This window comes from Roseovarius atlanticus (assembly GCF_001441615.1).
Lineage (GTDB): Bacteria > Pseudomonadota > Alphaproteobacteria > Rhodobacterales > Rhodobacteraceae > Roseovarius > Roseovarius atlanticus.
The window spans coordinates 170,636-194,443 of record NZ_LAXJ01000009.1; the positions used below are offsets into that span (position 1 = coordinate 170,636).

Annotated in this window: 22 protein-coding genes, 1 tRNA gene and 2 rRNA genes; 10 read left to right on the top strand and 15 right to left on the bottom strand. The window is 62.7% G+C overall.

The window, feature by feature from the left end:
* Positions 1-41 precede the first annotated feature (41 nt).
* Genes XM53_RS10990 through XM53_RS11000 form a run of 3 tightly spaced genes read right to left on the bottom strand, consistent with a single transcriptional unit; the run spans position 42 to position 2,330 of the window.
* Positions 42-893, bottom strand: a complete 852-nt coding sequence (locus XM53_RS10990) for an MBL fold metallo-hydrolase (RefSeq protein WP_057793226.1) — start codon at positions 891-893, stop codon at positions 42-44.
* Positions 894-898: 5 nt separating this feature from the next.
* Positions 899-1,597 (bottom strand): SGNH/GDSL hydrolase family protein, encoded by a 699-nt coding sequence (locus tag XM53_RS10995; RefSeq protein WP_057793228.1) that lies wholly within the window; start codon positions 1,595-1,597, stop codon positions 899-901.
* On the bottom strand, positions 1,590-2,330 hold the full coding sequence (locus XM53_RS11000) for a DUF2161 domain-containing phosphodiesterase (protein ID WP_328586668.1): 741 nt from the start codon (positions 2,328-2,330) through the stop codon (positions 1,590-1,592). The genes XM53_RS10995 and XM53_RS11000 overlap by 8 nt, the downstream gene beginning before the upstream one ends.
* A gap of 25 nt (positions 2,331-2,355) precedes the next feature.
* Between XM53_RS11000 and XM53_RS11005 the strand changes: the two genes are divergently transcribed.
* Positions 2,356-3,276 carry a manganese-dependent inorganic pyrophosphatase gene (locus tag XM53_RS11005; protein WP_057793230.1) on the top strand — a complete coding sequence of 307 codons (921 nt, stop codon included), beginning with the start codon at positions 2,356-2,358 and terminating at the stop codon, positions 3,274-3,276.
* Positions 3,277-3,634: 358 nt separating this feature from the next.
* Here the strand turns inward: XM53_RS11005 and XM53_RS11010 are convergent, their stop codons facing one another.
* Together XM53_RS11010 and XM53_RS11015 are read right to left on the bottom strand one after the other, a co-directional pair.
* Positions 3,635-4,192 (bottom strand): DUF2585 family protein, encoded by a 558-nt coding sequence (locus tag XM53_RS11010; protein ID WP_057793233.1) that lies wholly within the window; start codon positions 4,190-4,192, stop codon positions 3,635-3,637.
* Between the two features lie 140 nt (positions 4,193-4,332).
* Positions 4,333-4,932, bottom strand: a complete 600-nt coding sequence (locus tag XM53_RS11015; protein WP_057793235.1) for an HdeD family acid-resistance protein — start codon at positions 4,930-4,932, stop codon at positions 4,333-4,335.
* Between the two features lie 138 nt (positions 4,933-5,070).
* On the opposite strand from XM53_RS11015, the gene XM53_RS11020 reads away from it, so the two are divergent.
* The 5 genes from XM53_RS11020 to parE all read left to right on the top strand — a co-directional run bounded on the left by XM53_RS11020 (position 5,071) and on the right by parE (position 9,462).
* A complete protein-coding gene (locus XM53_RS11020; RefSeq protein ID WP_057793237.1) occupies positions 5,071-5,838 on the top strand; it encodes an HpcH/HpaI aldolase family protein in 768 nt (255 codons plus the stop codon).
* Positions 5,835-6,746, top strand: a complete 912-nt coding sequence (locus XM53_RS11025; protein ID WP_236544471.1) for a glucokinase — start codon at positions 5,835-5,837, stop codon at positions 6,744-6,746. The genes XM53_RS11020 and XM53_RS11025 overlap by 4 nt, the downstream gene beginning before the upstream one ends.
* Positions 6,747-6,792: 46 nt before the next feature.
* A complete protein-coding gene (locus XM53_RS11030) occupies positions 6,793-7,041 on the top strand; it encodes a hypothetical protein (protein ID WP_057793239.1) in 249 nt (82 codons plus the stop codon).
* Entirely contained in the window at positions 7,038-7,406 is a 369-nt protein-coding gene (locus XM53_RS11035) for a type II toxin-antitoxin system death-on-curing family toxin (RefSeq protein WP_057793241.1), read from the top strand. Before XM53_RS11030 ends, XM53_RS11035 begins: the two co-directional genes overlap by 4 nt.
* Positions 7,407-7,503: 97 nt before the next feature.
* Complete coding sequence (parE, locus tag XM53_RS11040; RefSeq protein WP_057793243.1) at positions 7,504-9,462, top strand: DNA topoisomerase IV subunit B; 1,959 nt, start codon at positions 7,504-7,506, stop codon at positions 9,460-9,462.
* Between the two features lie 3 nt (positions 9,463-9,465).
* Here the strand turns inward: parE and XM53_RS11045 are convergent, their stop codons facing one another.
* Complete coding sequence (locus XM53_RS11045; protein ID WP_057793245.1) at positions 9,466-10,344, bottom strand: BRCT domain-containing protein; 879 nt, start codon at positions 10,342-10,344, stop codon at positions 9,466-9,468.
* 405 nt (positions 10,345-10,749) lie between these two features.
* Here XM53_RS11045 and XM53_RS11050 point away from each other — a divergent pair, with 405 nt between their 5' ends.
* Complete coding sequence (locus XM53_RS11050) at positions 10,750-11,433, top strand: hypothetical protein (protein WP_057793247.1); 684 nt, start codon at positions 10,750-10,752, stop codon at positions 11,431-11,433.
* Between the two features lie 110 nt (positions 11,434-11,543).
* Here XM53_RS11050 and XM53_RS11055 read toward each other — a convergent pair whose 3' ends face one another.
* Together XM53_RS11055 and XM53_RS11060 are read right to left on the bottom strand one after the other, a co-directional pair.
* On the bottom strand, positions 11,544-11,942 hold the full coding sequence (locus tag XM53_RS11055) for a c-type cytochrome (protein WP_057793249.1): 399 nt from the start codon (positions 11,940-11,942) through the stop codon (positions 11,544-11,546).
* Positions 11,943-12,005: 63 nt separating this feature from the next.
* Positions 12,006-13,580: a lysine--tRNA ligase gene (locus tag XM53_RS11060; RefSeq protein ID WP_057793253.1), complete on the bottom strand. Its 1,575-nt coding sequence runs from the start codon at positions 13,578-13,580 to the stop codon at positions 12,006-12,008.
* A 114-nt stretch (positions 13,581-13,694) separates the two neighbouring features.
* Here XM53_RS11060 and XM53_RS11065 point away from each other — a divergent pair, with 114 nt between their 5' ends.
* The 3 genes from XM53_RS11065 to XM53_RS11075 all read left to right on the top strand — a co-directional run bounded on the left by XM53_RS11065 (position 13,695) and on the right by XM53_RS11075 (position 15,602).
* Positions 13,695-14,120: a tellurite resistance TerB family protein gene (locus tag XM53_RS11065; protein ID WP_057793254.1), complete on the top strand. Its 426-nt coding sequence runs from the start codon at positions 13,695-13,697 to the stop codon at positions 14,118-14,120.
* An 86-nt stretch (positions 14,121-14,206) separates the two neighbouring features.
* On the top strand, positions 14,207-14,443 hold the full coding sequence (locus tag XM53_RS11070; protein WP_057793255.1) for an Lrp/AsnC ligand binding domain-containing protein: 237 nt from the start codon (positions 14,207-14,209) through the stop codon (positions 14,441-14,443).
* Positions 14,444-14,465: 22 nt separating this feature from the next.
* Positions 14,466-15,602, top strand: coding sequence for an ABC transporter substrate-binding protein (locus tag XM53_RS11075; protein WP_057793256.1), 1,137 nt, complete (start codon positions 14,466-14,468; stop codon positions 15,600-15,602).
* 484 nt (positions 15,603-16,086) lie between these two features.
* Here XM53_RS11075 and XM53_RS11080 read toward each other — a convergent pair whose 3' ends face one another.
* The 7 genes from XM53_RS11080 to XM53_RS11110 all read right to left on the bottom strand — a co-directional run bounded on the left by XM53_RS11080 (position 16,087) and on the right by XM53_RS11110 (position 23,713).
* Positions 16,087-16,284, bottom strand: a complete 198-nt coding sequence (locus XM53_RS11080) for a hypothetical protein (protein WP_057793258.1) — start codon at positions 16,282-16,284, stop codon at positions 16,087-16,089.
* A 170-nt stretch (positions 16,285-16,454) separates the two neighbouring features.
* Positions 16,455-16,531, bottom strand: a tRNA-Met gene (locus XM53_RS11085).
* A gap of 92 nt (positions 16,532-16,623) precedes the next feature.
* Entirely contained in the window at positions 16,624-18,051 is a 1,428-nt protein-coding gene (locus XM53_RS11090; RefSeq protein WP_082630943.1) for a DUF2252 domain-containing protein, read from the bottom strand.
* Positions 18,052-18,119: 68 nt separating this feature from the next.
* Complete coding sequence (locus XM53_RS11095; RefSeq protein WP_057793260.1) at positions 18,120-19,385, bottom strand: glycosyltransferase family 2 protein; 1,266 nt, start codon at positions 19,383-19,385, stop codon at positions 18,120-18,122.
* A gap of 18 nt (positions 19,386-19,403) precedes the next feature.
* Positions 19,404-19,961 (bottom strand): polysaccharide biosynthesis C-terminal domain-containing protein, encoded by a 558-nt coding sequence (locus XM53_RS11100; protein ID WP_057793261.1) that lies wholly within the window; start codon positions 19,959-19,961, stop codon positions 19,404-19,406.
* Between the two features lie 104 nt (positions 19,962-20,065).
* Positions 20,066-20,180: ribosomal RNA gene (gene rrf / locus XM53_RS11105) — 5S ribosomal RNA — on the bottom strand.
* Positions 20,181-20,269: 89 nt separating this feature from the next.
* Positions 20,270-23,713: ribosomal RNA gene (locus XM53_RS11110) — 23S ribosomal RNA — on the bottom strand.
* Between the last annotated feature and the right edge of the window lie 95 nt (positions 23,714-23,808).

Here is a 23,808-nt window from a genome sequence, read left to right on the forward strand (position 1 = left end):
ACTGTTGGATCGCCACCCCGGGGGTCGCCGATGGCGCTCCCTCAGTCGTCTTCTAGAAACGCGAACGCCTCACCCTCGACACGCACCCGGCCCAGCGACGGCAGACGGAAATGCGTGCCCAGCACCCGCGCATCACGTTCCGCCGCGTGCTCCAGCAAGGCCCGGCGCGACTGCACGGCCCGCGCGGCGTCTCGATCGAAGGTGAAATGCCACTCGGGGTGCCAGCATTGCGCCGCCGTGTGAATGGCATCTCCGGTGATCACCGCCTCGGCCCCGCCGCCATGCACCCGGACCGACACGTGCCCGCCGGTATGCCCCGGCGTCGGCATCAGCGTCACGTGATCGCCGACCCCGTGCGCGCCGTCGACCAGCTCGGCCTGCCCGGCCTCGATCACCGGCAGGAGGCTCTCGTCATACATGCCCCTGGCCTTTTCGGCATAGAACGCCTCGTCCGCCTTCGGCAGCAGGTAGCGCGCGTTGGGGAAGGTCGGCACCCAGCGCCCGTCCAGCAGCCGCGTGTTCCAGCCCACGTGATCCACGTGCAGATGGGTGCAGAGGACGTAGTCCACGTCCTCCACCCCCACGCCCGCCGCTCCCAGCGCATTCAGGAAACGCGGTGTGTCGCGCCTGTGCCAGTCGGGAAAGCTGGGCGCGGTCTTGTGGTTGCCGACGCAGGTATCCACCAGGATCACGTGATCCGGCGTCTTCAAAAGAAAGCCCTGGATCGGCAGCATCACGCGGCCCGTGCGGGGGCAGAGCCCGCCCGGCACCCTTTCGGCGATGATGCGCCCCACGTCCGGGCCGGCGCCCGGGAACATCTCTTCGGGCGCAAGGAAGGGCGCGTCGATCTCAAGGATGCGCCAGACCTCCACCTCTCCGATACGACACAGCATGACGCTCACCCCTCCCCGATCCGCTCGGCCACCCGGCCCGCCCAGAGGTCATAGAGCGGGGCGGCCGGATGAAACCCGTCGGCGGCCATCAGGCGCCGGTCCAGCGGAAACTCCATCGGAGCGTAGCGCAGCGCGGGGTCCTGCGCCACAAGCGCGCGCAGTTCGGCATCCAGCGCGGCGGCCCGCGCGCCCAGCACCCCGCGCAACGGGGGCGGCAGCAGCGGGAACGCCCCCAATGGCGGCACGCCGGAGGCGACGACGCGCGTCACACCGAAGCGGGCCTTCAGGAGGCTTACGAGGTCGCTGTAATTCCGCCGCCACCTCGCCCGGCGCATCCCGTTCTTGGCGTCGTTCACGCCCAGCGCGATCACCGCGACGTCGAAGCCCGCGCGCGGCATCCGCCCCAGATCGGCCAGGGCGCTTGCCGTGGTCGCACCGCCCCGCGCCTCCAGCCGCCAGTGCACGCGGAAACGCGGCGCAAGATGCGCCACCAGCCGCCCGGCCAGCGCGTCGTCCTGCGTCTCGACGCCCACGCCGGCGGCGGAACTGTCGCCGACGATCAGCAGCCGCAACGCCGCGCCCTGCCCCGCCGCGCCCTCGCGCGGGCCCGCCGCCTCGGGCAGGCGTGCGGCCCGCATCATCACCCAGGCCGCCTGTGGCACCAGCACGGGCGCCATCAGCGCGGCGCGGAGCGTGTCACGCATCGGTTTCGCTTTCACAGAGCGCCATGCCAGCGTCGCTCAGCGCATAGACCCCGCGCTCGACCCGGAAGAACCAGCCCGAGTGGTTGTCCGCCATGATCCGCGTCGCCCGCGTCACGCCGGTGGCCCTGGCGATCACCGCGCCCGAAGACGGGCCATGCTGCGACAGATAGTCGACGCAGGCGCGCACATCCTGCTTGTAGGACGTCTCGATCTGCCCGCGCGTGCCGCCCTTGTTGGGATCGCCCCGCCGGGCGTTGAATTCCTTCAGCAGCCGCGCGCGCTTGACCTTGGACCGGCGCGGCTGGAACGGCGCGGGATGGCAATGCGCCTGCACCTCGCCCGTGTCCGGTTTCACGCTGAGAACCCCAAGCCCCAGCCGCTTGCACAACCCGATATTGCCCTTGAACGCCCGCCAGCCCGCCTTGCCCTTCCAGCGCGGCACGGCGACATAGACCTGCTCAGTCACCGCCTGCCGGGCCACCGCCTGTTGCAGCAGGGTCAGCGAAAACCCGGTTTTCAGCTCCACCACCACCGGCTCGGCCCCGTTACGCAGGCCCACCACGTCCGCCGGGCCGACCTCGGATTTCACGGCATAGCCCAGCGCCTCCAGCCAGGCCTTGACCGGGGCGTATAGCAGGGTTTCGCGCGCATCATGCATCCCGGCAATTTGGCCGCAGGTTGCATGGGTGACAAGCCCTTCGCACAGCCCTATAAGGCGCGCGAACAAACTCATTTCAGCCCCGAGGACGACATATCCGATGACCACGCTCGTATTTGGCCACAAATCCCCCGACACCGACAGCACCGGTTCGCCCATCATCTGGGCGTGGTACCTCAACGAGGTGAAAGGCCAAGAGGCCGAGGCCGTCCTGCTGGGCGAGCCCAACACCGAGGCCGCCTTCATGCTGGAGCGCTGGGACCTGCCCAAGCCGCGCATCATCACCAATGTCGATGACGACCAGCCCTGCATCGTGGTGGACACCAACAACCCCGCCGAGCTGCCCACCAACATCAACGGCGCCGACGTGCGCGGCATCATCGACCACCACAAGCTGGTCGGCGGGCTGGAAACCAAGGGCCCCATCGACATCCGCATCGAGCCTTTGGCCTGCACCGCCACGATCATGTACAAGATGATCGACAAGGACATGGCGCAGGCCCCGACATGGGTGAAGGGCGCGATGCTGACCTGCATCCTGTCCGACACGCTTGCCTTCCGCTCGCCCACCACCACGCAAGAGGACGAGGCGATCGCCTGGGGCCTGGCCAAGGATCTCGACCTCGACCCCCACGCCTATGCCGACGAGATGTTCGCGGCCAAGTCGGACGTCTCGGCCTTTTCCGATGCCGAGCTTATCCGCATGGACAGCAAGGAATACGAGGTCGGCGGGACCAAGTTCCGCGTCTCGGTCCTGGAAACCACCGCGCCTGCCACCGTGCTGGAGCGCAAGGACAGCCTGATGGCCTCCATGGCCGATGTCGCCAAGGAAGACGACGTCGACCAGGTGCTGCTGTTCGTGGTGGACATCCTGAACGAGGAAGCGACCCTGCTGGTGCCGAACGACCTGGTGAAAGGCGTGGTCGAGAAAAGCTTCGGCGCGTCCGTTGCGGGCGATACCGTGGTCCTGCCCGGCGTGATGAGCCGCAAGAAGCAGATCATTCCCAACCTCGCGGTCTGAGGCGCTTCGCTTTCGCGTGCGTGCATTCCAAACTCCTCCGCAAAGCCTTGCGGGGGCGTTTTTCGTGGTTCCACGGCCGGTGTTGTTGACGTCCTGCGCAGTCCATCGCCCCTGCGTCATCCCGGACTTGATCCGGGATCTCTCGCGGCAAGAGGTCCCGGGTCAAGCCCGGGACGGCGTGCGTCTTGTGGCACCGCGCCGCGAATTGTAGGTCTGACCATGGAAACAGTCGCCGGAGACGCACCGCATGGGCCTTGTCGTCCTTATTCTTGTCGCCATTGTCGTGCTGTCCTTCATCGGCATCGGCCGCCGCACCCGGCAGCGCGGCAAGGACCGGCGCGACGACGACTAGGCACGCTCAGCCGCCCGCCTGCCAGTCGGCAATCGCCTCGACGGGGTAAAGCAGCATCACCACGTTCAGCGTCAGGTTATCGCGGATGATCCACAACGTCAGCAGCTCGAACCCCACCACCACGGCCACGCTGGCCCAGACCGGCAACCGCCGCGCCAGCCAGAAGCCCAGCCACATCGCCGCGATATCCGACGCCGAGTTCAGCACGCTGTCGCCGTAGTAATCCAGCGAGATCGTCACCTCGCGGTAGCGCTCGATCACCGCGTCGGTGTTCTCGATGATCTCCCACGCGCATTCCACCGCCGTCGCGATCACCAGCCGCCAGCCCAGATCGACCCGGCGCGCCACCAGCCACAGCAGCGCGTAGAACAGAAAGCCGTGCAACAGGTGGCTGGGCCAGTACCAGTCGAACACCTGCTGGCTGCCCTCGCTGGTGCCCACGGTGCCCCACAGGTCCACCCAGCCGCAGGGGCATGTCGGATTGCGCCCCATCAGAAGCAGCACCACCAGCGTGGCAAGGCCCAGCATGGCCGCGATGCGAATGGTCACGCGCCTGTCCGTCATGGGGCCACCGAATCACAGCGCGATGCGGCTGTCCATCGCAAAGCGTCCCCGCTTGCGGCAGGCGCATCGCAAGCCCCCGCACAAGACGGGCGCGCCCCGATATGGACCGCGCCCGCCTGCACGTGCAAAAAGTCTACCGTTTAAGAAACGTGTTCGCCCGGCACCCAAGGTTTGTGCCACGCCAGCGCCAGTGTCGCGATCCCCGACAGGGTCAGGTCCACGCCCAGAAAGAGACCCAGCACGTCGGCGGCCGCACCCGGCAGGCCCAGCACGATCATCCCGGCCAGCGCCAGTGACAGTACCCCGGCCCCCGCGATCCAGCCCCAGCCGTGCCGCGGGCGTATGCGCAGCGCATACATCAGGCGCAACACGCCCAGGACCGCAAACAGGATTGCTATGGCCCGCGTCAGGGTGATCATCCCGGCGACCGGGTTGACCAGCAACGATGCGGCGAAAAGAACGAAGGCCACGCCGATCAGGCTGCCGATCATCCGTCCGCCCAGCGCCTCCGACCGATCGCTGAAGGACAGCCAGAGCTGCGTCAGACCGGCCAGCAGAAACGCGGCCCCGGCAACGACGGCGACTGTCATTGATGCGGCAAACGGGTTGAAAAAGGCCATAAGACCGCCTGCCAGCATGACAAGCCCCAGAACGGTCAGCCCGGTGCGGGCCGGTTCTCGTCCGGAGCGTCCTGTCACGCCGTGCCGCGCATGGCGGCCTAGTGCGTCGGTCGATGTCATTGCGTGTCTTGCCTTTCGCGAAGGTTCGCCCGTGAAACGCGCAAGCCCTGCCGCCGGTTCCCCAACGCGCTCCGCTGGACCTCTGGCCATGGCCGCGTTTAACTGGCCACCGACGCGCAAAAAGCACGAGGTCCGCCCATGTCCGCCCCCGTCAACCGGTTCAAAACAGCCCTCGCCGCCGGCCAGCCCCTGATCGGCTGCTGGGCCGGGTTCGCCGACGCCTACGCCACCGAGATCCTCGGCACTGCCGGGTTCGACTGGCTGATCCTCGACGGCGAACATGCGCCCAACACGATCCATACCCTGTCGTCCCAGATCGGCACCCTGCGCGCCTCGCCCAGTGAGGCGATCGTGCGCGTGCCGGTGGCCGAGGACTGGATCATCAAGCAGGTGCTGGACGCGGGCGCGCAGACGCTTCTGGCGCCGATGGTCGACACGGCGGCCCAGGCCGAGCGGATCGTGCGCGCCATGCGCTATCCGCCCGAGGGCGTGCGCGGTTCGGGCGCGGCGCTGGGGCGAGCTTCGGGCTTTGGCGCGGTGCCCGATTATATCGCCACGGCCAACGACCAGATGTGCCTCGTGGTCCAGATCGAAAGCGTGGCTGCGCTGGACAACCTCGATGCGATCTGCGCGGTCGACGGTGTCGATGCGGCCTTTATCGGGCCATCCGATCTGGCCAACGACATGGGCCATCGCGGCGACGCGAACCACCCCGAGGTGCGCGCCGCCATGCAAGACGCGCTGGCCCGCATCCGCGCGGCCGGCAAGGCGCCGGGCATCCTGGGCGTCGACGCGCAGACCACGCGCACCTACCGAGACTGGGGCGCGCAGATGCTGGGTGTGGGGATCGACGTCCTGCTCTTTGCCAACGCCGCCCGCGCGCTGGCGCGCAGCTGGCAGGCATGACGCGCCTGCTGGTCGATCTCGGCGGCACCACCTGCCGCGTCGGGTTGTCGGATGGGACCGGCCTGCTGCGCGACACCGCCCGCAGCTTTGCCAATGCCGATCATGCCAGCCTTGCGCAACTGCTGGCCGCCTATCTGGATGCGCAGCGCCCCGGCCCCGTCAGCGCGATTTGCGCCGGGGTCGCCGGCCCGGTGCGGGGCGGCGCGGCACAGCTGACCAACCACGCCTGGCATATCGAGGCCGACGCGCTGGCCCGCGCCACGGGCGCCGGGCACGTCCACCTGATGAACGACCTTCAGGCGCAGGCCTACGCGCTTGACGATCTGGACGCGGACAGTGTGACCCCGCTGATCCCCGGCACACCCGACCCCAAAGGCCCGCGCCTGGTGCTGGGGTTGGGCACGGGCTGTAACATCGCGGTCGCGCACCGGGTGGACGACGGGCTTTTCGTGCCGCCCTCCGAATCCGGCCACACCACCCTGCCCGACGCACCGGGCTTTCGCGCGCTCTACGACGCGTTGCGCGGTGACGCGGCGCATCTGCCTATCGAGGCTGCCCTCTCCGGCCCGGGCCTGACCCGCCTGCACGCCTTTTATACGGGCGAGACCCGCACACCGACCGAGATCATCGCCCGTGAGCCGCGCAAGACGCTTCAGGCCTTCGTCTCTCTACTGGGCCTTGCCGCGTCCAACTTGTGCCTGTCGCACATGGCCACCGGCGGGCTTTACCTGATCGGCGGCACCGCCCGGGCCATCGCGCCATACATCAAACCGCTGGGCTTTGCCGACACGTTCCACCCGCGCGGACCCTATACCGACATCCTCGCCGCGATCCCGGTGACGCTGATCAGCGACGACAACGCGGCGCTACGGGGCTGTGCCCGATACCTGTCACAATGCTTGAAATAGTACATACTGAAGTGTATATTCTTCAGCATATTTTCGGAGTCACACCATGAAACGCCTGCACACGAACCAGATCTGCACCATGACCGAACTGCGCGAGCCGCAAAAGGTGCTTGACCGTGCGGGCGGCAAGCCGGTGGCGATCATGAAGAACTCGCGCTGCGTCGGCTACCTCGTTCCCGAAGAGGCGTCGCTGCAAGGCGAGCCGCGCTATGCCACGATGGACGAGGTCATGGCCGCCGTCGAGGCCACCCGCGAACAGGCGCAGCCCGTGCTTGAGTATCTCAAGGACAAATGAGCTTTCTGCTTCTCTCCGCCGACCAGGTGGAGGCACTTCACGACATGGCCCTGAACCCGGGCGAATTGCCGGGGCGCGCGCGGGACAAGTCGCTGGAAGGTGCGCTCTCGCGCGTGGACAACCGGCTGCTCTACGGCATGATCGAGGATGTGTTCGACCTCGCCGCCGCCTATGCGGCCGCGGTCGCACAGGGTCATTGCTTCAACGATGGCAACAAGCGCACCGCCTATCGCACGATGCTGATCTGCCTGACCCTGCACGGCGTGTCGATCACCCATGACACCGAAGAAATCGGCCAGATCATCATCGCCCTCGCCCAGGGCAAGCTGGCCGACGAGGACGTGGCCGACTGGCTGCGCACATAGGCGACGTAGGGTGCGTTTTCAACGCACCTGACCACTTCCCCCACCGCTTTCCCTCTGCCATACTGCGCCCCAACCCATAAAACAAAGAGCAGCGCACATGGCCGACGACCTTCTGACCCCCACCGATTCCGGCACTTACGACGCCTCCTCGATTGAGGTCTTGGAGGGGCTGGAGCCTGTCCGCAAACGCCCCGGCATGTATATCGGCGGCACCGACGAACGGGCGCTGCATCACCTGGTGGCCGAGATTCTCGACAACTCGATGGACGAGGCCGTGGCGGGCCACGCCAACCGGATCGAGGTCGAGCTGCACGAGGATCATTCCATCACCATCCGCGACAACGGCCGCGGGATGCCGGTGGACGAGCACCCCAAGTTTCCCGGCAAATCCGCGCTCGAAGTCATTCTCTGCACCCTGCACGCGGGCGGCAAGTTCTCGGGCAAGGCCTATCAGACCTCGGGCGGCCTGCACGGGGTCGGCGCGTCGGTGGTGAACGCGCTGTCGGACCTCCTGATCGTGCAGGTGGCCCGCGACAAGAAGCTGTACGAACAGCGCTTTTCCCGCGGCATCCCGCAGGGCAAACTGGAAGAGGTCGGCGCCGCCCCCAATCGCCGCGGCACCACCGTGACCTTCCACGCCGACGAGCAGATCTTCGGTCATCACCGGTTCAAGCCCGCGCGGCTCTTCAGCTCGATCCGCTCCAAGGCCTATCTCTTTTCGGGGGTCGAGATCCGCTGGAAATCCGCCATTGCCGACGGCGACACGCCCACCGAGGCCACGTTCCACTTCCCCGGCGGCCTTGCCGATTACCTGCGCGAGACGATGGGCACCGCCTCGACCTATGCCGAGAACCCCTTTGCCGGCACCGTCGATTTCCAGGAACGCTTCGGCACCCCGGGCAAGGTGGAATGGGCGATCAACTGGACGCCCAGCCGCGACGGCTTTCTGCAAAGCTACTGTAACACCGTGCCCACGCCCGAGGGCGGCACGCATGTCGCGGGCTTCTGGGCCGCGATCGTCAAGGGCATCAAGGCCTATGGCGAGCTGGTCAACAACAAGAAAGCCGCCAACATCACCCGCGACGACCTGATGACCGGCGGCTGCGCGCTGGTCTCGTGCTTTATCCGGGAACCCGAATTCGTCGGCCAGACCAAGGACCGGCTGGCCACGACCGAGGCGCAGCGCCTGGTTGAAAACGCCGTGCGCGACCATTTCGACAACTGGCTGGCGGCGGATACGAAATCGGCGGGGGCAATCCTCGACTTCCTCGTGCTGCGGTCCGAGGAACGCCTGCGCCGCAGGGCCGAGAAGGAGACACAACGCAAATCCGCCACCAAAAAACTGCGCCTCCCCGGCAAATTGGTGGATTGCTCGTCTTCAACCCGCGACGGCACCGAATTGTTCATTGTCGAGGGGGATTCCGCCGGTGGATCGGCGAAAATGGGCCGCGACCGCAAGACCCAGGCCCTGCTGCCCCTGCGCGGCAAGATCCTGAACGTGCTGGGCGCGGCCAGCTCGAAACTGGGCTCGAACGCCGAGATCAACGACCTGACGCAGGCGCTTGGCGTCGGCCTCGGCAGCCGGTTCAACATCGACGATCTGCGCTATGACAAGATCATCATCATGACCGACGCGGACGTGGACGGCGCCCATATCGCCTCGCTTCTGATGACGTTCTTCTTCACCCAGATGCGGCCCATGATCGACGCGGGCCATCTCTACCTCGCCTGCCCGCCTTTGTATCGCCTGACCCAGGGCGCGAAACGCGTCTACTGCATCGACGAGGCCGAGCGCGACGCGTGGCTGGAAAAGGGCCTGGGCGGCAAGGGCAAGATCGACGTCTCCCGCTTCAAGGGCCTGGGCGAGATGGACGCCAAGGACCTCAAGGAAACCACGATGGACCCGGCGACGCGCAAGCTCATCCGCGTGACCATCGACGAGGACGAACCCGGCGAGACCGGCGACCTGGTGGAGCGCCTGATGGGCAAGAAGCCCGAACTGCGGTTCCAGTACATCCAGGAGAACGCGCGGTTCGTGGAGGAGTTGGATGTTTGAAGTTTATTGGGTCTTACCCATCAACCTTAGAATCTGGCCTTCTGAAACAAAGTTCGGGCGGCTTGACTTGGCATAAAGCTCCTGTGCCTTTCGGATTTTCGTACCACGATTCATTTCAATCCAATCGCGTGAAGCTTCGCCACCGACAATAATGAAATCGGTTTTACCAGATACTGAACGCGCAACAAAAGCACCAAGAGCTTCTAATTCATCCTCGAAGTCCTTTCGAGGCGTGGCCTTAAAGTTGCCAGTTAAAACAACCATCTTTTCGTTTAAATCAACCGAAATGTCGTCTAGCCGGAATTCGTCAAAATTGGCGACCCCACTGGTTTGCGCAAGGCCCGTATCGCCATAAGAATCGCCAACAACGCTTCCAATGACAGTGCAAAGTTCCAGAGATTCCTCTGCTGTTACAATTCCGTCCGCTAGAGCATCTTGCACGCTTGTCTCGATTTGATTGACACCCACGACCTCCCGAAGCTCGGGTTTACTAGCGATGGCGTCGCGAAGCATTTTCGCCTCTTCGACAGTTATTACTCCGTCGCACACAATGCCTCTGCAAAAGCCCAAGAAACGGTTCAAAGCACTTTTGTTACAGCTTCTATCTATTTGTTCTATACGAAATCTGGCGGCATCGACGATCGCACCGTGCTCCATAAGATCAGCTTCAAAATCTTGGACTAAGTCTGATGCATCGCAATCTGAGTACTTCTCAACAAACTCCACGCATTCAGCAATTAGTGGTTCAACCTCACCGCGTTCAATATAACCACTCGCGGCAATACCTTCTAAAAACCCCGTGAAGTGGCAGAACAATTTAATATCATTGTTCTTCGAGTGGATTTGCTCAAGTTCATGACCGCCGTGTTCCAGTTTAGACAAATTACTACCCCTGTTACTTGTTCTTTTCTGCTCAGGTGCAATCCCCCACGCAACTCAATTCAAAGGATAATGTCGGTGATTAGACGTGGCAAGCCACGTGAATCTTTCTGAGTGACACGCCTCGCGCGGAACAAAGGCGCAGCAAGCTGCGCCGCCGCGCGATCGCCAGACCGCCCCCCGGGCTGGCGATTGGCTGACGCAGGCACTCCGATCAGAGCTCATGCGGACACGGCAGCCATAAAGTGCCCTGAAACTCCCTCGGATCGCCATCCCGCGGTCTGGCCCTCGCGCGGCCTCTCCACTCCAAACCACCCGTCCCGGGCCTGACCCGGGACCTCCTCGCGCCGGGGGGCGCGCCGAAAACAGCCGGTTCCTTTTCCCGCGAATCCCGCTAACGTCGCGGCCATGCGCTGGCTTTTTCTTCTGTCTCTTGCCGTCCTGATCTCTTGTGGCCGCCCCCTGACGGACACCGAAAAGGCGTTCACCACCCAGATCCACGGCGCCTCCATCGACACGAACCGCATCCGGCTGGTCGAGGGCGCGCTCATCGGCAAGACCACCTATACCCGCAAGAAACGCCCCCGCGTCGCCTGCCGCGAGCGGATCTTTCCGCCCCAGGCCGAGGAAACGCAGGAAGTCACCGTCAGCCCCGCCGCCTTTGTCTTTCTCAACAAGGTGTTCTTTTCCAAGGACTGGTACCTGAAGGATTACCTGCCCGACTATGACGAGCGGCTCTACCTGGTCGAGGCGATGCTGTTTGCCCACGAGATGACCCATGTCTGGCAATGGCAGAACCGCCGGCAGACGGGGTATTCCCCGCTCAAGGCCGTGCGCGAGCACCAGGTCAGCGACGACCCGTACCTGTTCGAGGTCGGGACCGACACGCGGTTTCTGGACTATGGCTATGAACAGCAGGCCTCGATCGTCGAGGAATATGTCTGCTGCGCCACGCTGGACCCCAAGGCCCCCCGCACCGCCCGGCTGAAGGAACTGCTGGAAGGCGCGTTCCCGCTGGGCACGCTGACCATTCCGGACAAGGTCGTGCTGCCCTGGGACGGGGTCGAGCTGAACGGGATCTGCCGGGTTTAAAGCGTTTCGCGATAAAGCTGAATCACAGCGTATCGCGAAACGCAGCACAACAGCCAATCGTTGCACGCGTTTCGCCTTCTGCTGATGGCTCAGGTAAAAGGCGAAACGCTTTAGTCCTGGATGCTCTCGATATAGATCAGGAGCGCCGCCAGCGGGCGCGGCGTCGGCGTCATCACCCCGTCGCCCACATCCACCGGCACGGTGTCGCCCTGTAGCAAAAGGCCGAATTCCGGCATCTCATGCCCCGGCAGGCCGGTGCGGTCATAGCCATCAATCACCGACAGGACACGCGTTCGGGAAAACACGCCGTCTTCCTTGAGCGCCGTCAGATCGGCGGGGGGCGGGTTGTACGATCCGGCCCAGGGGCCGTTGCCCATGCCATTCTGACCATGACAGACGGCGCAGTTGTCCTCGAAAATCGCGCGGCCCTCGTCCGGTTCGGGCATCGAGTCCTGCGCGGTGGCCGCGCCGGCCAAAAGGCCCAGCGCGAGGGTAAGAGATCTGATCATGGTCCTGCTCCCTGTCTTTTCACCAGCCTAGACGGGCGCACCCGGCCCCCGCCTTGACGTGGATCAAGCCAGCTCGCCCGCAAGCGCACGGTCGATCAGCGCCACCGTCTCGTCAACACCGTAAAGCGCGATGAACCCGCCAAAGCGCGGCCCCTGGCTTGCGCCCAGCAGCGTCTCGTAGAGCGCCTTGAACCAGTCGCGCAGCGGATCGAACCGGTCGCGCCCCACGGCATAGACCACCGATTGCAGCGCCTCGTCCTCGACCGGGCCGTCATAGCTGGCCAACTGGTCGCGCAACTCGGTCAGCGCCTCACGCTCCAGGTCCGTGGGGGCGCGATAGGTCTTCGTCGGCGCCACGAAATCCTCGTAGTATTTCACAGCCGATCCGGCGGCGGCATCCAGGTCGGGATGCGTCTCGGGGCTGGCGTCGGGCGCATAGCGGTTGATGAACCCCCAGAGCGTGTCCTTGTCCTCGGCCCCCGCGACCGAGGCGAGGTTCAGAAGCATCGCGAAAGACACCACCATCCGGCTTTCCGGCACGTCGCCGTTGTGGATGTGATGCACCGGGTTGTTGAGCTTGCCCGCCGCATCCTGCCCCGGATAGGCGCGCAACTGCTGGTGATACTCGTCCACCGCGCGCGGGATCACGTCAAAGAACAGCCGCTTTGCCGTCTTGGGCTTCTGGTACATGAAATAGGACAGGCTCTCGGTGCTGGCATAGCTCAGCCACTCGTCGATGCTGATCCCGTTGCCAGAGGACTTGGAGATCTTCTGACCCTTGTCGTCGAGGAACAGCTCATAGGTGAAATGCTCGGGCGCGGGCGTGCCCAGGATCTCGCAAATCTTGTCATAGATCGGCGTGTTTGTGGAATGGTCCTTGCCGTACATCTCGAAATCCACGCCCAGCGCGGCCCAGCGCGCGCCGAAATCGGGCTTCCATTGCAGCTTCACGTTGCCCCCCGTCACCGGCAGGGTCCATTCGCGGCCATCCTCGTCGTCGAACGTGATCTCGCCCTTGGCGGCATCGACATTCTTCATCGGCACGTAGAGGACACGGCCCGTCTCGGGGTGTAATGGCAGGAAGATCGAATAGGTCTGCTGGCGCTCCTCGCGCAGGGATTTCAGCATCACCTTCATGATGTCGTCATACCGCTCGGCCGCGCGCAAGAGCGTCTCGTCGAACTGCCCCGACTTGTAGAAATCGGTGGCCGAATAGAACTCGTACTCGAACCCGAACGTATCCAGGAACCGGCGCAGCATCGCGTTGTTGTGATGGCCAAAGCTCTCGAACTCGCCAAACGGGTCCGGCACGCTGGTCAGCGGTTTTTGCAGGTGTTCCTGCAGCATCTCCTGGTTGGGCACGTTGCCCGGCACCTTGCGCATCCCGTCCAGGTCGTCGGAGAAGCAGAACAGCCGCGTCGGGATATCGCTGATCTGCTGGAACGCATGGCGGATCATCGTCGTGCGCAGAACCTCGCCGAACGTGCCGATATGCGGCAGGCCGCTGGGGCCATAGCCCGTCTCGAACAGCACATATCCCTTCTCCGGCGGCGCTTTTTCATAGCGTTTGAGCAGCCGGCGCGCTTCTTCGAAGGGCCAGGCTTTCGCACTCATCGCGGCGTCGCGCAGTTCGGACATGATCGGTCTCCAACGGTTGAGGCCCGCGCAAATGGCGGGCCGCCTCGGTTCCTATTGCTCCGCCCCCGGACAGTCAATATTCTGCGCCGCATGAAGCCCCTTCAAGGACAGCGCATGACCGACCAGGATTCCCACCCGCTCACCCCGCAGGACTGCCTCGTGGCGATGATGATCGCCGTCTCCGCCTCGGACGAGCAGATCCGCACCGCCGAGCTGGTCAAGATCGAAAGCGCGATCGACAACCTGCCGATCTTTGCCACCTACGACGTGGACCGGATGAAGACCGTGTCGCAGATGGTGTTCGACCTTTTCGCCGAAGAAGACGGGCTGGACGCGCTTTTCGGCCTTGTCACCGACAACCTGCCCGAGCGTCTGTACGAGACCGCCTATGCGCTGGCCTGCGACGTGGCCGCCTCCGATGGCCTGCTGGACGAAACCGAACTGCGCTTTCTGGGCGAGATCCGCTACCAACTGAACATCGACCGTCTGCACGCGGCGGCGATCGAACGCGGGGCGCGCGCGCGGCACGTGCGCGAGTGATGCCGGGGGACCAGCGGAGATTCCCCATTTCCTTCCGCGCCGAAAACCGCTCTAAATAAGGCCCAGCCGATCGGGAGACCCATCACATGCGCCCACTTTTCGTGAGTATCCGCTGCCGCCCCGGCACCTCCTACAAGGTGGCCGAGGAAATCGCCCTGCGCGAAATCCATTCCGAGCTTTATTCCACCTCCGGGCCCTTCGACCTGCTGCTGAAGCTCTATGTCCCCGAGGGCGAGGACGTGGGCAAGTATATCAACGAGAACGTGGCGACGATCGACAACATCGAACGCACGGAAACGACGCTGACATTCAAGGCGTTCTGACACTTCAAGGGAGAGGATGACAATGAACCTGAAATCAATTCTGGCCGCCACGGCGATAACGGCCCTTGGCGCGATGGCCCATGCCGAAGGCGTGAAGGTCGGCATGATCACCACCCTGTCGGGCGGCGGCGCCGGCCTTGGCATCGACGTGCGCGACGGCTTTTTGCTGGCGGTCAAGATGTCCGGCAATTCCGATATCGAGGTCGTGGTCGAGGATGACCAGCGCAAGCCCGACATTGCCGTGCAACTGGCCGACAAGATGATTCAGTCCGAAAAGGTCGACGTTCTGACCGGTATCATCTGGTCCAACCTCGCCATGGCCGTGGTGCCCGCCGCCACCGCGCAGGGCAAGTTCTACCTGTCGCCCAACGCGGGCCCCTCGGCGCTGGCCGGCAAGGGCTGCAACCCCAACTATTTCAACGTGGCCTGGCAGAACGACAACCTGCACGAGGCCGCGGGCGGCTATGCCAACTCGGCCGGGTTCAAGAACACCTTCATCCTCGCGCCCAACTACCCCGCTGGGCAAGACGCGCTGACCGGCTACAAGCGCATCTACGAGGGCGAGCTGGCCGGTGAGGTCTTCACCCAGCTGGGCCAGACGGATTACGCCGCCGAGATCGCCCAGATCCGCGCCTCGGGCGCCGACAGCGTGTTCTTCTTCCTGCCCGGCGGGATGGGCATTTCCTTCCTCAAGCAATATGCCGACAGCGGCGTGGACCTGCCGGTCGTCGGCCCCGCCTTCAGTTTCGACCAAGGCATCCTGCAGGCCGTGGGCGACGCCGCGCTGGGCATCAAGAACACCAGCCAGTGGAACAAGGATCTGGACAATGAGGCGAATGTGGAATTCGTCGCCGCCTTCCAGGAGGAATACGGCCGCCTGCCCTCGCTTTACGCGTCCCAAGGCTATGACACCGCCAACCTGCTCCTGTCCGCCATGGCCAAGGCCGACGTCGCGGATGCCGACGCCTTCCGCGCCGCGCTGAAGGAAGCCGACTTCGAGTCCACCAGGGGCGATTTCGAGTTTGCGTCGAACAACCACCCGATCCAGGACATCTATGTCCGCGAGGTGATCAAGGAAGGCGACGTCTACACCAACAAAATCATCGGCACCGCGCTGGAGGATCACTCCAACGTCTATGTCGAAGAGTGCGAGATGTAAGACGGGCTGCACTTCGGGGGCAGGCGGGCGCCGTCCCCGGGGGGCGGCACTTTGCGCGTGTTGGTTGAGACAGGCGTTTCGGAACCCGATGCGTAATGACTTCAAAAGCCCTTTGCGGACAAGCTTGATCAATAGCGTCGAGCGCCATTGACGGGCCGCGGCGCGGCGATCCAACGGGGGTTCGGCAGCACTTTATCCCTGCCAAATCCGAAACAGAATTGAGCGATGCACCGAACGTCACCCAATCGCCGGGCCGTGGGGGCGGCCCGGCGATGGCGCGGGGCCTGCGGCCTGAATCCGCGCTGGGGGCTGTAGATCAAACGTTTTTCATGTCCGCAAAGCCGCCTCCGACATGCAAAAGCCGCCCCAAGGGGCGGCTCTGTTCTTTTCGCCTTGGCGCAGCACCCTCCCGGACCTGATCCGGGATATCCCGGCCGCCGGAGGCCCCGGGGCGGGCCCGGGGCGCGTAGCACGGGATGCGCCGCTACTTCTTCTTCTTTTCCCCAAGCGTGACCGGACCCGCCGCGCCGGACTGCGCCGTTGCCAGGACCTTCGGTTTTTCCTGTTTCGGCTTCTTCACTTCGCGGTTGCCGCGTCTGTTATTGCCTTTTGACATCATGACCTCACGGTTTGAGTAACCGCCCGGCGACATGCCGAACGGGTCGATCCTCAGGAAGATCAAGGTTGCCTGGCAGGAGGCGTCAGGGCGATGACTTCGATGAGTGGCGCCAAGGGGTTTCCACGGCCCCGGCGCCACGTCAAATATACGCCCGCGCCGTCGACCTCACAAGTGGTCCCGAAAGAGCATACGCGCATCGTCGCGCATGTTCACCAGGGTGCCGTGGGGGATGTTGGTTGCGGGGGTAGGATTTGAACCTACGACCTTCAGGTTATGAGCCTGACGAGCTACCGGGCTGCTCCACCCCGCGCCAATGCGGGCTATCTACTCCTGCACATGGACCTCCGCAAGGGGCCGCGCCGGCATTTATTACATTTTTTTTACACGCCGATCCGCACAACCTCAGCGAAACACGACATCCAGGCTGTCGAACGCCCCGTGCGCGTGATCTTCGCGGAAAAACGCGTGGTCCCGCTCCAGCCGCGCCACCGCCTCGCGGGTGAAGCGCACGATATCATCCTCGAACAGCGCCAGCGGCGACATCGCCTCCATGATCGACGGCTCCACGTCGTAATCGATCCGCCCCAGGTCATCCGACAGCGCATGGGCCTGCGCCAGCGCCGCGCCGCACACATGCGCATAGCGCTTCCACGACTTCAGGCTCAGCTCATCCAGGTCGATGTCATCGCGGAACGGCGCCCGTTCCCGGCTCATGAAGCTTTTGCCGTCGATCTCGACCGCGCCATAGAAGATATCGCCATGCGCCAGTTGCACGCTCTGGCCGTGGCGGATGCGTTCGGCCTGCTCTCCGGCATGAAACGCGTTGGGCGGGGTCAGCCCGTCCAGTGCGGATCGCCGCGCCGCCTTGAACTCGATGATCAGGTCGTCGGTCGCATCCTGCGACGGCCCCTCGATCAGCACGTAATACCGCGGCAGACCCAGCGAGGCCGTCCCTTGCCCGTGCCGCACGCAGACATCCTTGACCTTCAGCGCCCCCGCGCGGTCGGGCGTGTCGATCTTGTTCGACTTGGCCAGGTCGTTGATCGCCTTCTGGAATTTCCCGATCTCCGACGACAGCGGCTGCAATTCGTCGTCAGACCGAAAGCCCCGGCCATTCTCGGTCAGGTAATCCGACCACAGCCAGTCGCGGCGCTCTTCCCATGCCTCCTCGAACAGCCGCCGGATCACCTTGGGCGAATTGTCGATCCGGTAGGCATCGTTGCGCTCGGTCGATTTGTTGGCGTAATCCTGCATCGCCTCGGCATAACCGCGCACGAACCGGCATACGATCTTGCGGGCCTTCTTGGGCTTCAACCCGCCCTCCTCCAGCGCCGCGATCCAGAAGCCGACGGCGCCGCGCTTGATGTCCCAGCTGAACGGCGCATAGGTCGTCTCGTCGAAATCGTTCACGCCGAAGATCGGCGCGCCATTGCGGTCGGGCATGACGCCAAAGTTTTCCGGGTGCACATCCCCCAGCGCCATCACCGTGGGCATATGGCCGTCCTCGCCCACCATGTCGCGGTAAAACAGCAGCGCCGTGCCGCGAAAGAACTTGAACAGGCTGTCGGTCAGCTTGTCGAACTTGTCCCGCGCGCCCTTGGACCCCTCAGAGATGCGCGCGGCGTGATCCTCTCGGATGGTCGTGCGCACATGCAGGCGGCGCGCCTGACCGTCCAGGAACTTCGGCGGGACAAGATACTTGCCCTCGCCGATCGCCGCGCTCAGCCGTGCAAAGGCTTTCGAGCGCCGCTCATACCGGTCCTCGATCGACTTCTCCGGCGGCTCGGGCGGTTCGACTGTCTTGGAATTTCCGGATTTGGCCTTGGCCATCGCGTCCCTTTCCTCATCGCGTGTCAACGACGCAGACCGGGCAAAAGTTCCGGCCCCTACGTGCGGCGTCAGGCGTCGCGGGTCATACGCCGTTCGGTATCGCTGTACCAGGCGCGCATCTGCGCCAACCATCCCGTGTCGGCCCAGATGTCCGACGCAGCGGACAGTTCCGCCTCCGCGGCACTCAGGTCTCTTTGCAGGATCAGGATCCGGATGATGAAGGCCGTCATCACCTCGATTTCGACACGCGCGCGGCGCAGCTCTTGCGCGGCCTCCAGCGCCGGGTCCGGCGCGTACTGGCCCCAGGTTTCAAGATAGGGCGTCAAAAGCCAGCTGATACCGTGCGCCGCCGCCACCGCCAGCTCCTCGGGTGCCGACCGGCTGCGGCCCACGCGCAGCAACAGCCAGGCCATCCGGCATTGCAGGCTTTGCGACGGGGTCAGGGGCACGTCCATGGTGTCATTCCCGGTGACGATCGACGGGGTCGCATGGGGCGCCACGGCGCGAATACCGATCCGCGCCAGCGCCCCTTCCAGGGACGCGCAGGCGCCCGCATCGGCGTGATAAAGCGCGCGCATCACCGGCGTGCCGATCACCGCATCGCGCCGGCATCCGGCCAGATAATCCGCGCGATTGATCCGCGCCAGCACCGGCGTCAGGTCCACCAGCCGTTCCGTCGGGTTGAAAGCCTGTCGCCTCAGCCGGGACGGCAGCTTGACGAAGCTCGTCATGGCGCTGCTGGCGATGCGCATATCGTCGCGCCGCACGTATTTCACGCACATGTGGACGTCAGACCCAAGCCCCGGCGGCGCCGGGCTCCAGCCGCTCTCCAGCCGTTCATAGGCCGCGCGCCGCACCGCAAAGGGGTTCAGCCCCGCCGTCGGAATAGCCGGAGGATCGCCATGCGCCAGCGCGCGGGCCCCATGCGTGCCGGACTGCGCGAAATTCCACACCCAGGTGCCGCCCGCCTCGCTTTCCAGCGTGCCCTGCATCGCGTAATCCGCGTTGTCCAGCATCCGCCGCATGACGCCAAGATGCGTGTCGCACCACAGATCGTCGTCGCCGATATGGCAGATGAATTCGGCATCCGTGCCGCGCACGATGGGGTCGCGATAGGCTTCGCCCAATCGCTCGCCCTTGGGATGCACCACGAACCGCACACGCGGATCGGCGGCGCGGGTCGCCTCCAGGATCTCGATGCTGCGGTCGGGCGCGCCGTCGCAGATCACCACCAGTTCCCAGTCGGTGTCCTGCTGCGCGCGCACGCTGGCCACCGACGCGAACAGCGTATCGGCATGATCATGCGTCGGGCAAAGGATCAGGGTTCTTGGCACGCGGCCGGCTCCGCCCGCCTACCAGCCGTTGATACCCGGCGGGAACGTATAGGGAATCAGGTCGGTGCCGATCGGCAGGCGCACCTTGTCCGGCTTGGCATGGTCATAGGGCTGCGTCGGAAAATTGACGACCCGCACATCGGTATTGCCGATATTGACGTTCGCGTGCCAGACAAAGGCCGGGATGCTGATGATCCTGGGGTTTTCGGGGCACAGGATGATCTTCGAGATCTCGCCATAGGTCTTGCTGTCGGGCCGCACGTCGTAACAGACGATCTCCATCCGACCGTCCAGCAGGAAATACCGGTCCTCGTGTTCCTTGTGCAGGCCCCAGCCTTTGGCCAGGCCCGGCCGGATCGTGTAGGTGTAGACGAAATTGATCGGCTCGGGATGCCAGTTCCAGCGCGTATCGAAAAGCTCTGTCACCGTGCCGCGATTATCGACATGGGTCCGGCTTTTGTGCTCGCGCGTCCCGTCCGCGTATTTCAGCTTGGGCGTGCCGTCGGTTTCCACCGTCGACGGATCGACGATGGCGGCCGCCAACGTTTCTTCCAGCAGGTTCTTCGATTTGGTCATGTCCGTCTCCCGCGGCAACGGTAACGGTGCCGTGAGGACAGTCAAGAATGTTGTCTGATATGGGGAAAATCGAAAGAGAGATACAATTTCAAGGACCTTACTAGGTTTGGCGGTGACCTACTCTCCCACGTCTTGAGACGCAGTACCATTGGCGCTACGGCACTTAACGGCCGGGTTCGGGATGGGACCGGGTGTTTTGCTCGTGCTATGACCACCAAACCGAGAAAGATCCTTGAACTCCAAGTCAGCACACTTGTTTAAGTGTACGGCTTCTGGATCCGCATAAGCCAATCTGGCTTTTACTGGATCAAATCAAGCCTATCGGACAATTAGTACCGGTCAACTGAACGCATTGCTGCGCTTACATCTCCGGCCTATCGACGTGGTGGTCTACCACGGTCCTCAGGGATACCTTGTTTTGAGGGGGGCTTCCCGCTTAGATGCCTTCAGCGGTTATCCTGTCCGTTCATAGCTACCCAGCACTGCCGTTGGCACGACAACTGGTCCACCAGTGGAACGTTCACCCCGGTCCTCTCGTACTAGGGGCAACTCCTCTCAAGTATCCTACACCCACGGCAGATAGGGACCGAACTGTCTCACGACGTTCTAAACCCAGCTCACGTACCTCTTTAAACGGCGAACAGCCGTACCCTTGGGACCTGCTCCAGCCCCAGGATGAGATGAGCCGACATCGAGGTGCCAAACACTGCCGTCGATATGGACTCTTGGGCAGTATCAGCCTGTTATCCCCGGCGTACCTTTTATCCGTTGAGCGATGGCCCTCCCACTTGGGACCACCGGATCACTATGGCCGTCTTTCGACTCTGCTCGACTTGTCAGTCTCGCAGTCAGGCTGGCTTATGCCATTGCACTCAACGAGCGATTTCCGACCGCTCTGAGCCAACCTTCGCGCGCCTCCGTTACGCTTTAGGAGGCGACCGCCCCAGTCAAACTACCCGCCACGCAGGGTCCCGGACCCGGATAACGGGCCGCGGTTAGACATCAAGAATGCATAGGGTGGTATCTCAAGGATGGCTCCACCGCGACTGGCGTCACGGTTTCAAAGCCTACCACCTATCCTGCACAATGCAGTCCTGATGCCAGTGCGAAGCTGTAGTAAAGGTGCACGGGGTCTTTCCGTCTAACCGCGGGAAGCCTGCATCTTGACAGGCAATTCAATTTCGCTGAGTCGATGTTGGAGACAGCGGGGAAGTCGTTACGCCATTCGTGCAGGTCGGAACTTACCCGACAAGGAATTTCGCTACCTTAGGACCGTTATAGTTACGGCCGCCGTTTACCTGGGCTTCAATTCGACGCTCTCACATCTCCTTTTAACCTTCAGGCACCGGGCAGGCGTCAGACCCTATACGTCGTCTTGCGACTTCGCAGAGCCCTGTGTTTTTAGTAAACAGTCGCCACCCCCTGGTTTGTGCCCCCGGACTTCAGTTGCCTGAAACCCGGGCCTCCTTCTCGCGAACTTACGGAGGTATTTTGCCGAGTTCCTTCAACATCGTTCTCTCAAGCGCCTTGGTATTCTCTACCAGTCCACCTGTGTTGGTTTAGGGTACGATCTTATGATGGAGCTATTTCCAGGGACTGCTAAGCTGCCCATCCAATCCGATAAGGATGAACAACCCTCGCAATCCGTCACTTCCATCTGGCTCAGGAATATTAACCTGATTCCCATCGACTACGCCTTTCGGCCTCGCCTTAGGGGTCGGCTTACCCTGCTCAGATTAGCTTTAAGCAGGAACCCTTGGACTTTCGGCGAGAGTGTCTCTCACACTCTTTGTCGCTACTCATGTCATCATTCTCACTAGTGATCTCTCCACGGGATCGCTCACGCGCCCGCTTCATCGAAAGCCTCTCTCCTCCAATGCGGGCGAACCCGCTAAGGAGGAATGAGACTATGTCACACTACGCTCTGCTACCAGTGCATACGCACTCCTCGGCTTCGGCTCATGGCTTGAGCCCCGTTACATCTTCGCCGCAAGACAACTTATTTAGACCAGTGAGCTGTTACGCTATCTTTAAAGGATGGCTGCTTCTAAGCCAACCTCCTGGTTGTTTTGGTCGTCTCACCTGCTTTCCCACTTAGCCATGAATTGGGGGCCTTAGCCGGAGGTCAGGGTTGTTTCCCTCTCCACTACGGGCGTTAGCACCCGCAGTGTGTCTGCCATCTAGTACTCCTCGGTATTCGGAGTTTGGTTAGGATCAGTAAGCCTGTGGGGCCCCATTACCCATCCAGTGCTCTACCCCCGAGGGTATTCGGATGACGCTCTACCTAAATAGATTTCGCAGAGAACCAGCTATCTCCGAGTTTGATTGGCCTTTCACCCCTAGGCACAACTCATCCCGATCTTTTTCAACAGATGTGGGTTCGGCCCTCCAGTAAGTGTTACCTTACCTTCAGCCTGGTCATGCCTAGATCACTCGGTTTCGGGTCTGATCCATCTAACTCGACGCCCTATTAAGACTCGCTTTCGCTGCGCCTACACCTAACGGCTTAAGCTTGCTAGATAGACCAAGTCGATGACCCATTATACAAAAGGTACGCCGTCACAAGACTGGACACTAATGACAACCGTTTCCGGTTATTTTGTCGGGATCGAGACCCGGAACTGAACCGTTTCAAGGCCCGGGTTATCGCTGTAGATCCCAGCGTTCGACCGATGATCGAAACTCAGGCTCATGCGCACGCCGTTGCGTGCCTGATACCCGAATTCGACACCCGATCGAAAGATGATCGGGCCACCCAGATCGACATCGCTACCCTCGGCGTAAAGCCCGGGCATCGAGTGGAACTGAGCGTACCACCGTTCGTTCGGCGTCGTGTATGTCGTGGTGTTTCCGAGACCCACCCACAGGCCGCCATCATCCGTGATGGACCCACCGTAGGTGAATTGGAACGGGCCGCGTGCCGTGGATGTCTGCCGGCGAACGAACACTTCCTCGCCAACGGCGTTTTCCTGGAAGTAAACCTCGCCAGCGGAAATGCTGGTAAACGGCACCACATCGTTCTTTGCCAGGCAACCTTCGTTGGGACAGTGATTGACTGCCATGTTCAGCAGGCCAAGGGCCAAACCGACCACCGCAGCGGTACCATCCGTAATGAAAGCAATGTCTGACATGTCCCGATCTCCATGGAGTTTTTTCCATGTGTGACGCAGATTGTCATTAGAGTCCAGTCAAGCTCCGACTGATTGTAGGCGTTCGGTTTCAGGTACTGTTTCACTCCCCTAGTCGGGGTGCTTTTCACCTTTCCCTCACGGTACTGGTTCGCTATCGGTCAGTAAGGAGTACTTAGCCTTCGAAGGTGGTCCTCCGATCTTCAGACAGGATTTCACGTGTCCCGCCCTACTTAATACATCCTATCGAGCTTCCTATACGGGGCTGTCACCCGCTATGGCCATGCTTCCCAACATGTTCTAGTCACTCTCAAGGCTTGGCTGGTCCCCGTTCGCTCGCCGCTACTAGGGGAGTATCAATTGATGTCCTTTCCTCCGGGTACTTAGATGTTTCAGTTCTCCGGGTTTGCTCTTAAAGACCTATGTATTCAGTCCTTAAGTACCTGTTTCAGAACCCTATAAATAGCCGAAGCTATTATAGTGAACTGTCAGGTGGGTTGCCCCATTCGGAAATTCATGGATCAAAGCCTATTCTCAGCTCCCCATGACTTATCGCAGAGTATCACGTCCTTCATCGCCTCTTACTGCCAAGGCATCCACCAAACGCCCTTCTCGCGCTTGATTTGATCCAGAAAAAGCAAGATTTGCGTCTTGCGCGGGTCCGTAGCTGGTAACTTCCAGACCCCTTATCCTGGACCAAAAGTCGTACATTTCCCGCT

Coding starts and splice junctions, on each gene's coding strand:
- XM53_RS11070 (WP_057793255.1), top strand. CDS start 14,207: ATGCGCCCACTTTTCGTGAGTATCCGCTGCCGCCCCGGCACCTCCTAC.
- XM53_RS11050 (WP_057793247.1), top strand. CDS start 10,750: ATGCGCTGGCTTTTTCTTCTGTCTCTTGCCGTCCTGATCTCTTGTGGC.
- parE (WP_057793243.1), top strand. CDS start 7,504: ATGGCCGACGACCTTCTGACCCCCACCGATTCCGGCACTTACGACGCC.
- XM53_RS11075 (WP_057793256.1), top strand. CDS start 14,466: ATGAACCTGAAATCAATTCTGGCCGCCACGGCGATAACGGCCCTTGGC.
- XM53_RS11015 (WP_057793235.1), bottom strand. CDS start 4,932: ATGACATCGACCGACGCACTAGGCCGCCATGCGCGGCACGGCGTGACA.
- XM53_RS11090 (WP_082630943.1), bottom strand. CDS start 18,051: ATGGCCAAGGCCAAATCCGGAAATTCCAAGACAGTCGAACCGCCCGAG.
- XM53_RS10995 (WP_057793228.1), bottom strand. CDS start 1,597: ATGCGTGACACGCTCCGCGCCGCGCTGATGGCGCCCGTGCTGGTGCCA.
- XM53_RS11030 (WP_057793239.1), top strand. CDS start 6,793: ATGAAACGCCTGCACACGAACCAGATCTGCACCATGACCGAACTGCGC.
- XM53_RS11020 (WP_057793237.1), top strand. CDS start 5,071: ATGTCCGCCCCCGTCAACCGGTTCAAAACAGCCCTCGCCGCCGGCCAG.
- XM53_RS11005 (WP_057793230.1), top strand. CDS start 2,356: ATGACCACGCTCGTATTTGGCCACAAATCCCCCGACACCGACAGCACC.
- XM53_RS11100 (WP_057793261.1), bottom strand. CDS start 19,961: ATGACCAAATCGAAGAACCTGCTGGAAGAAACGTTGGCGGCCGCCATC.
- XM53_RS11065 (WP_057793254.1), top strand. CDS start 13,695: ATGACCGACCAGGATTCCCACCCGCTCACCCCGCAGGACTGCCTCGTG.
- XM53_RS11000 (WP_328586668.1), bottom strand. CDS start 2,330: ATGAGTTTGTTCGCGCGCCTTATAGGGCTGTGCGAAGGGCTTGTCACC.
- XM53_RS11010 (WP_057793233.1), bottom strand. CDS start 4,192: ATGACGGACAGGCGCGTGACCATTCGCATCGCGGCCATGCTGGGCCTT.
- XM53_RS10990 (WP_057793226.1), bottom strand. CDS start 893: ATGCTGTGTCGTATCGGAGAGGTGGAGGTCTGGCGCATCCTTGAGATC.
- XM53_RS11035 (WP_057793241.1), top strand. CDS start 7,038: ATGAGCTTTCTGCTTCTCTCCGCCGACCAGGTGGAGGCACTTCACGAC.
- XM53_RS11060 (WP_057793253.1), bottom strand. CDS start 13,580: ATGTCCGAACTGCGCGACGCCGCGATGAGTGCGAAAGCCTGGCCCTTC.
- XM53_RS11055 (WP_057793249.1), bottom strand. CDS start 11,942: ATGATCAGATCTCTTACCCTCGCGCTGGGCCTTTTGGCCGGCGCGGCC.
- XM53_RS11025 (WP_236544471.1), top strand. CDS start 5,835: ATGACGCGCCTGCTGGTCGATCTCGGCGGCACCACCTGCCGCGTCGGG.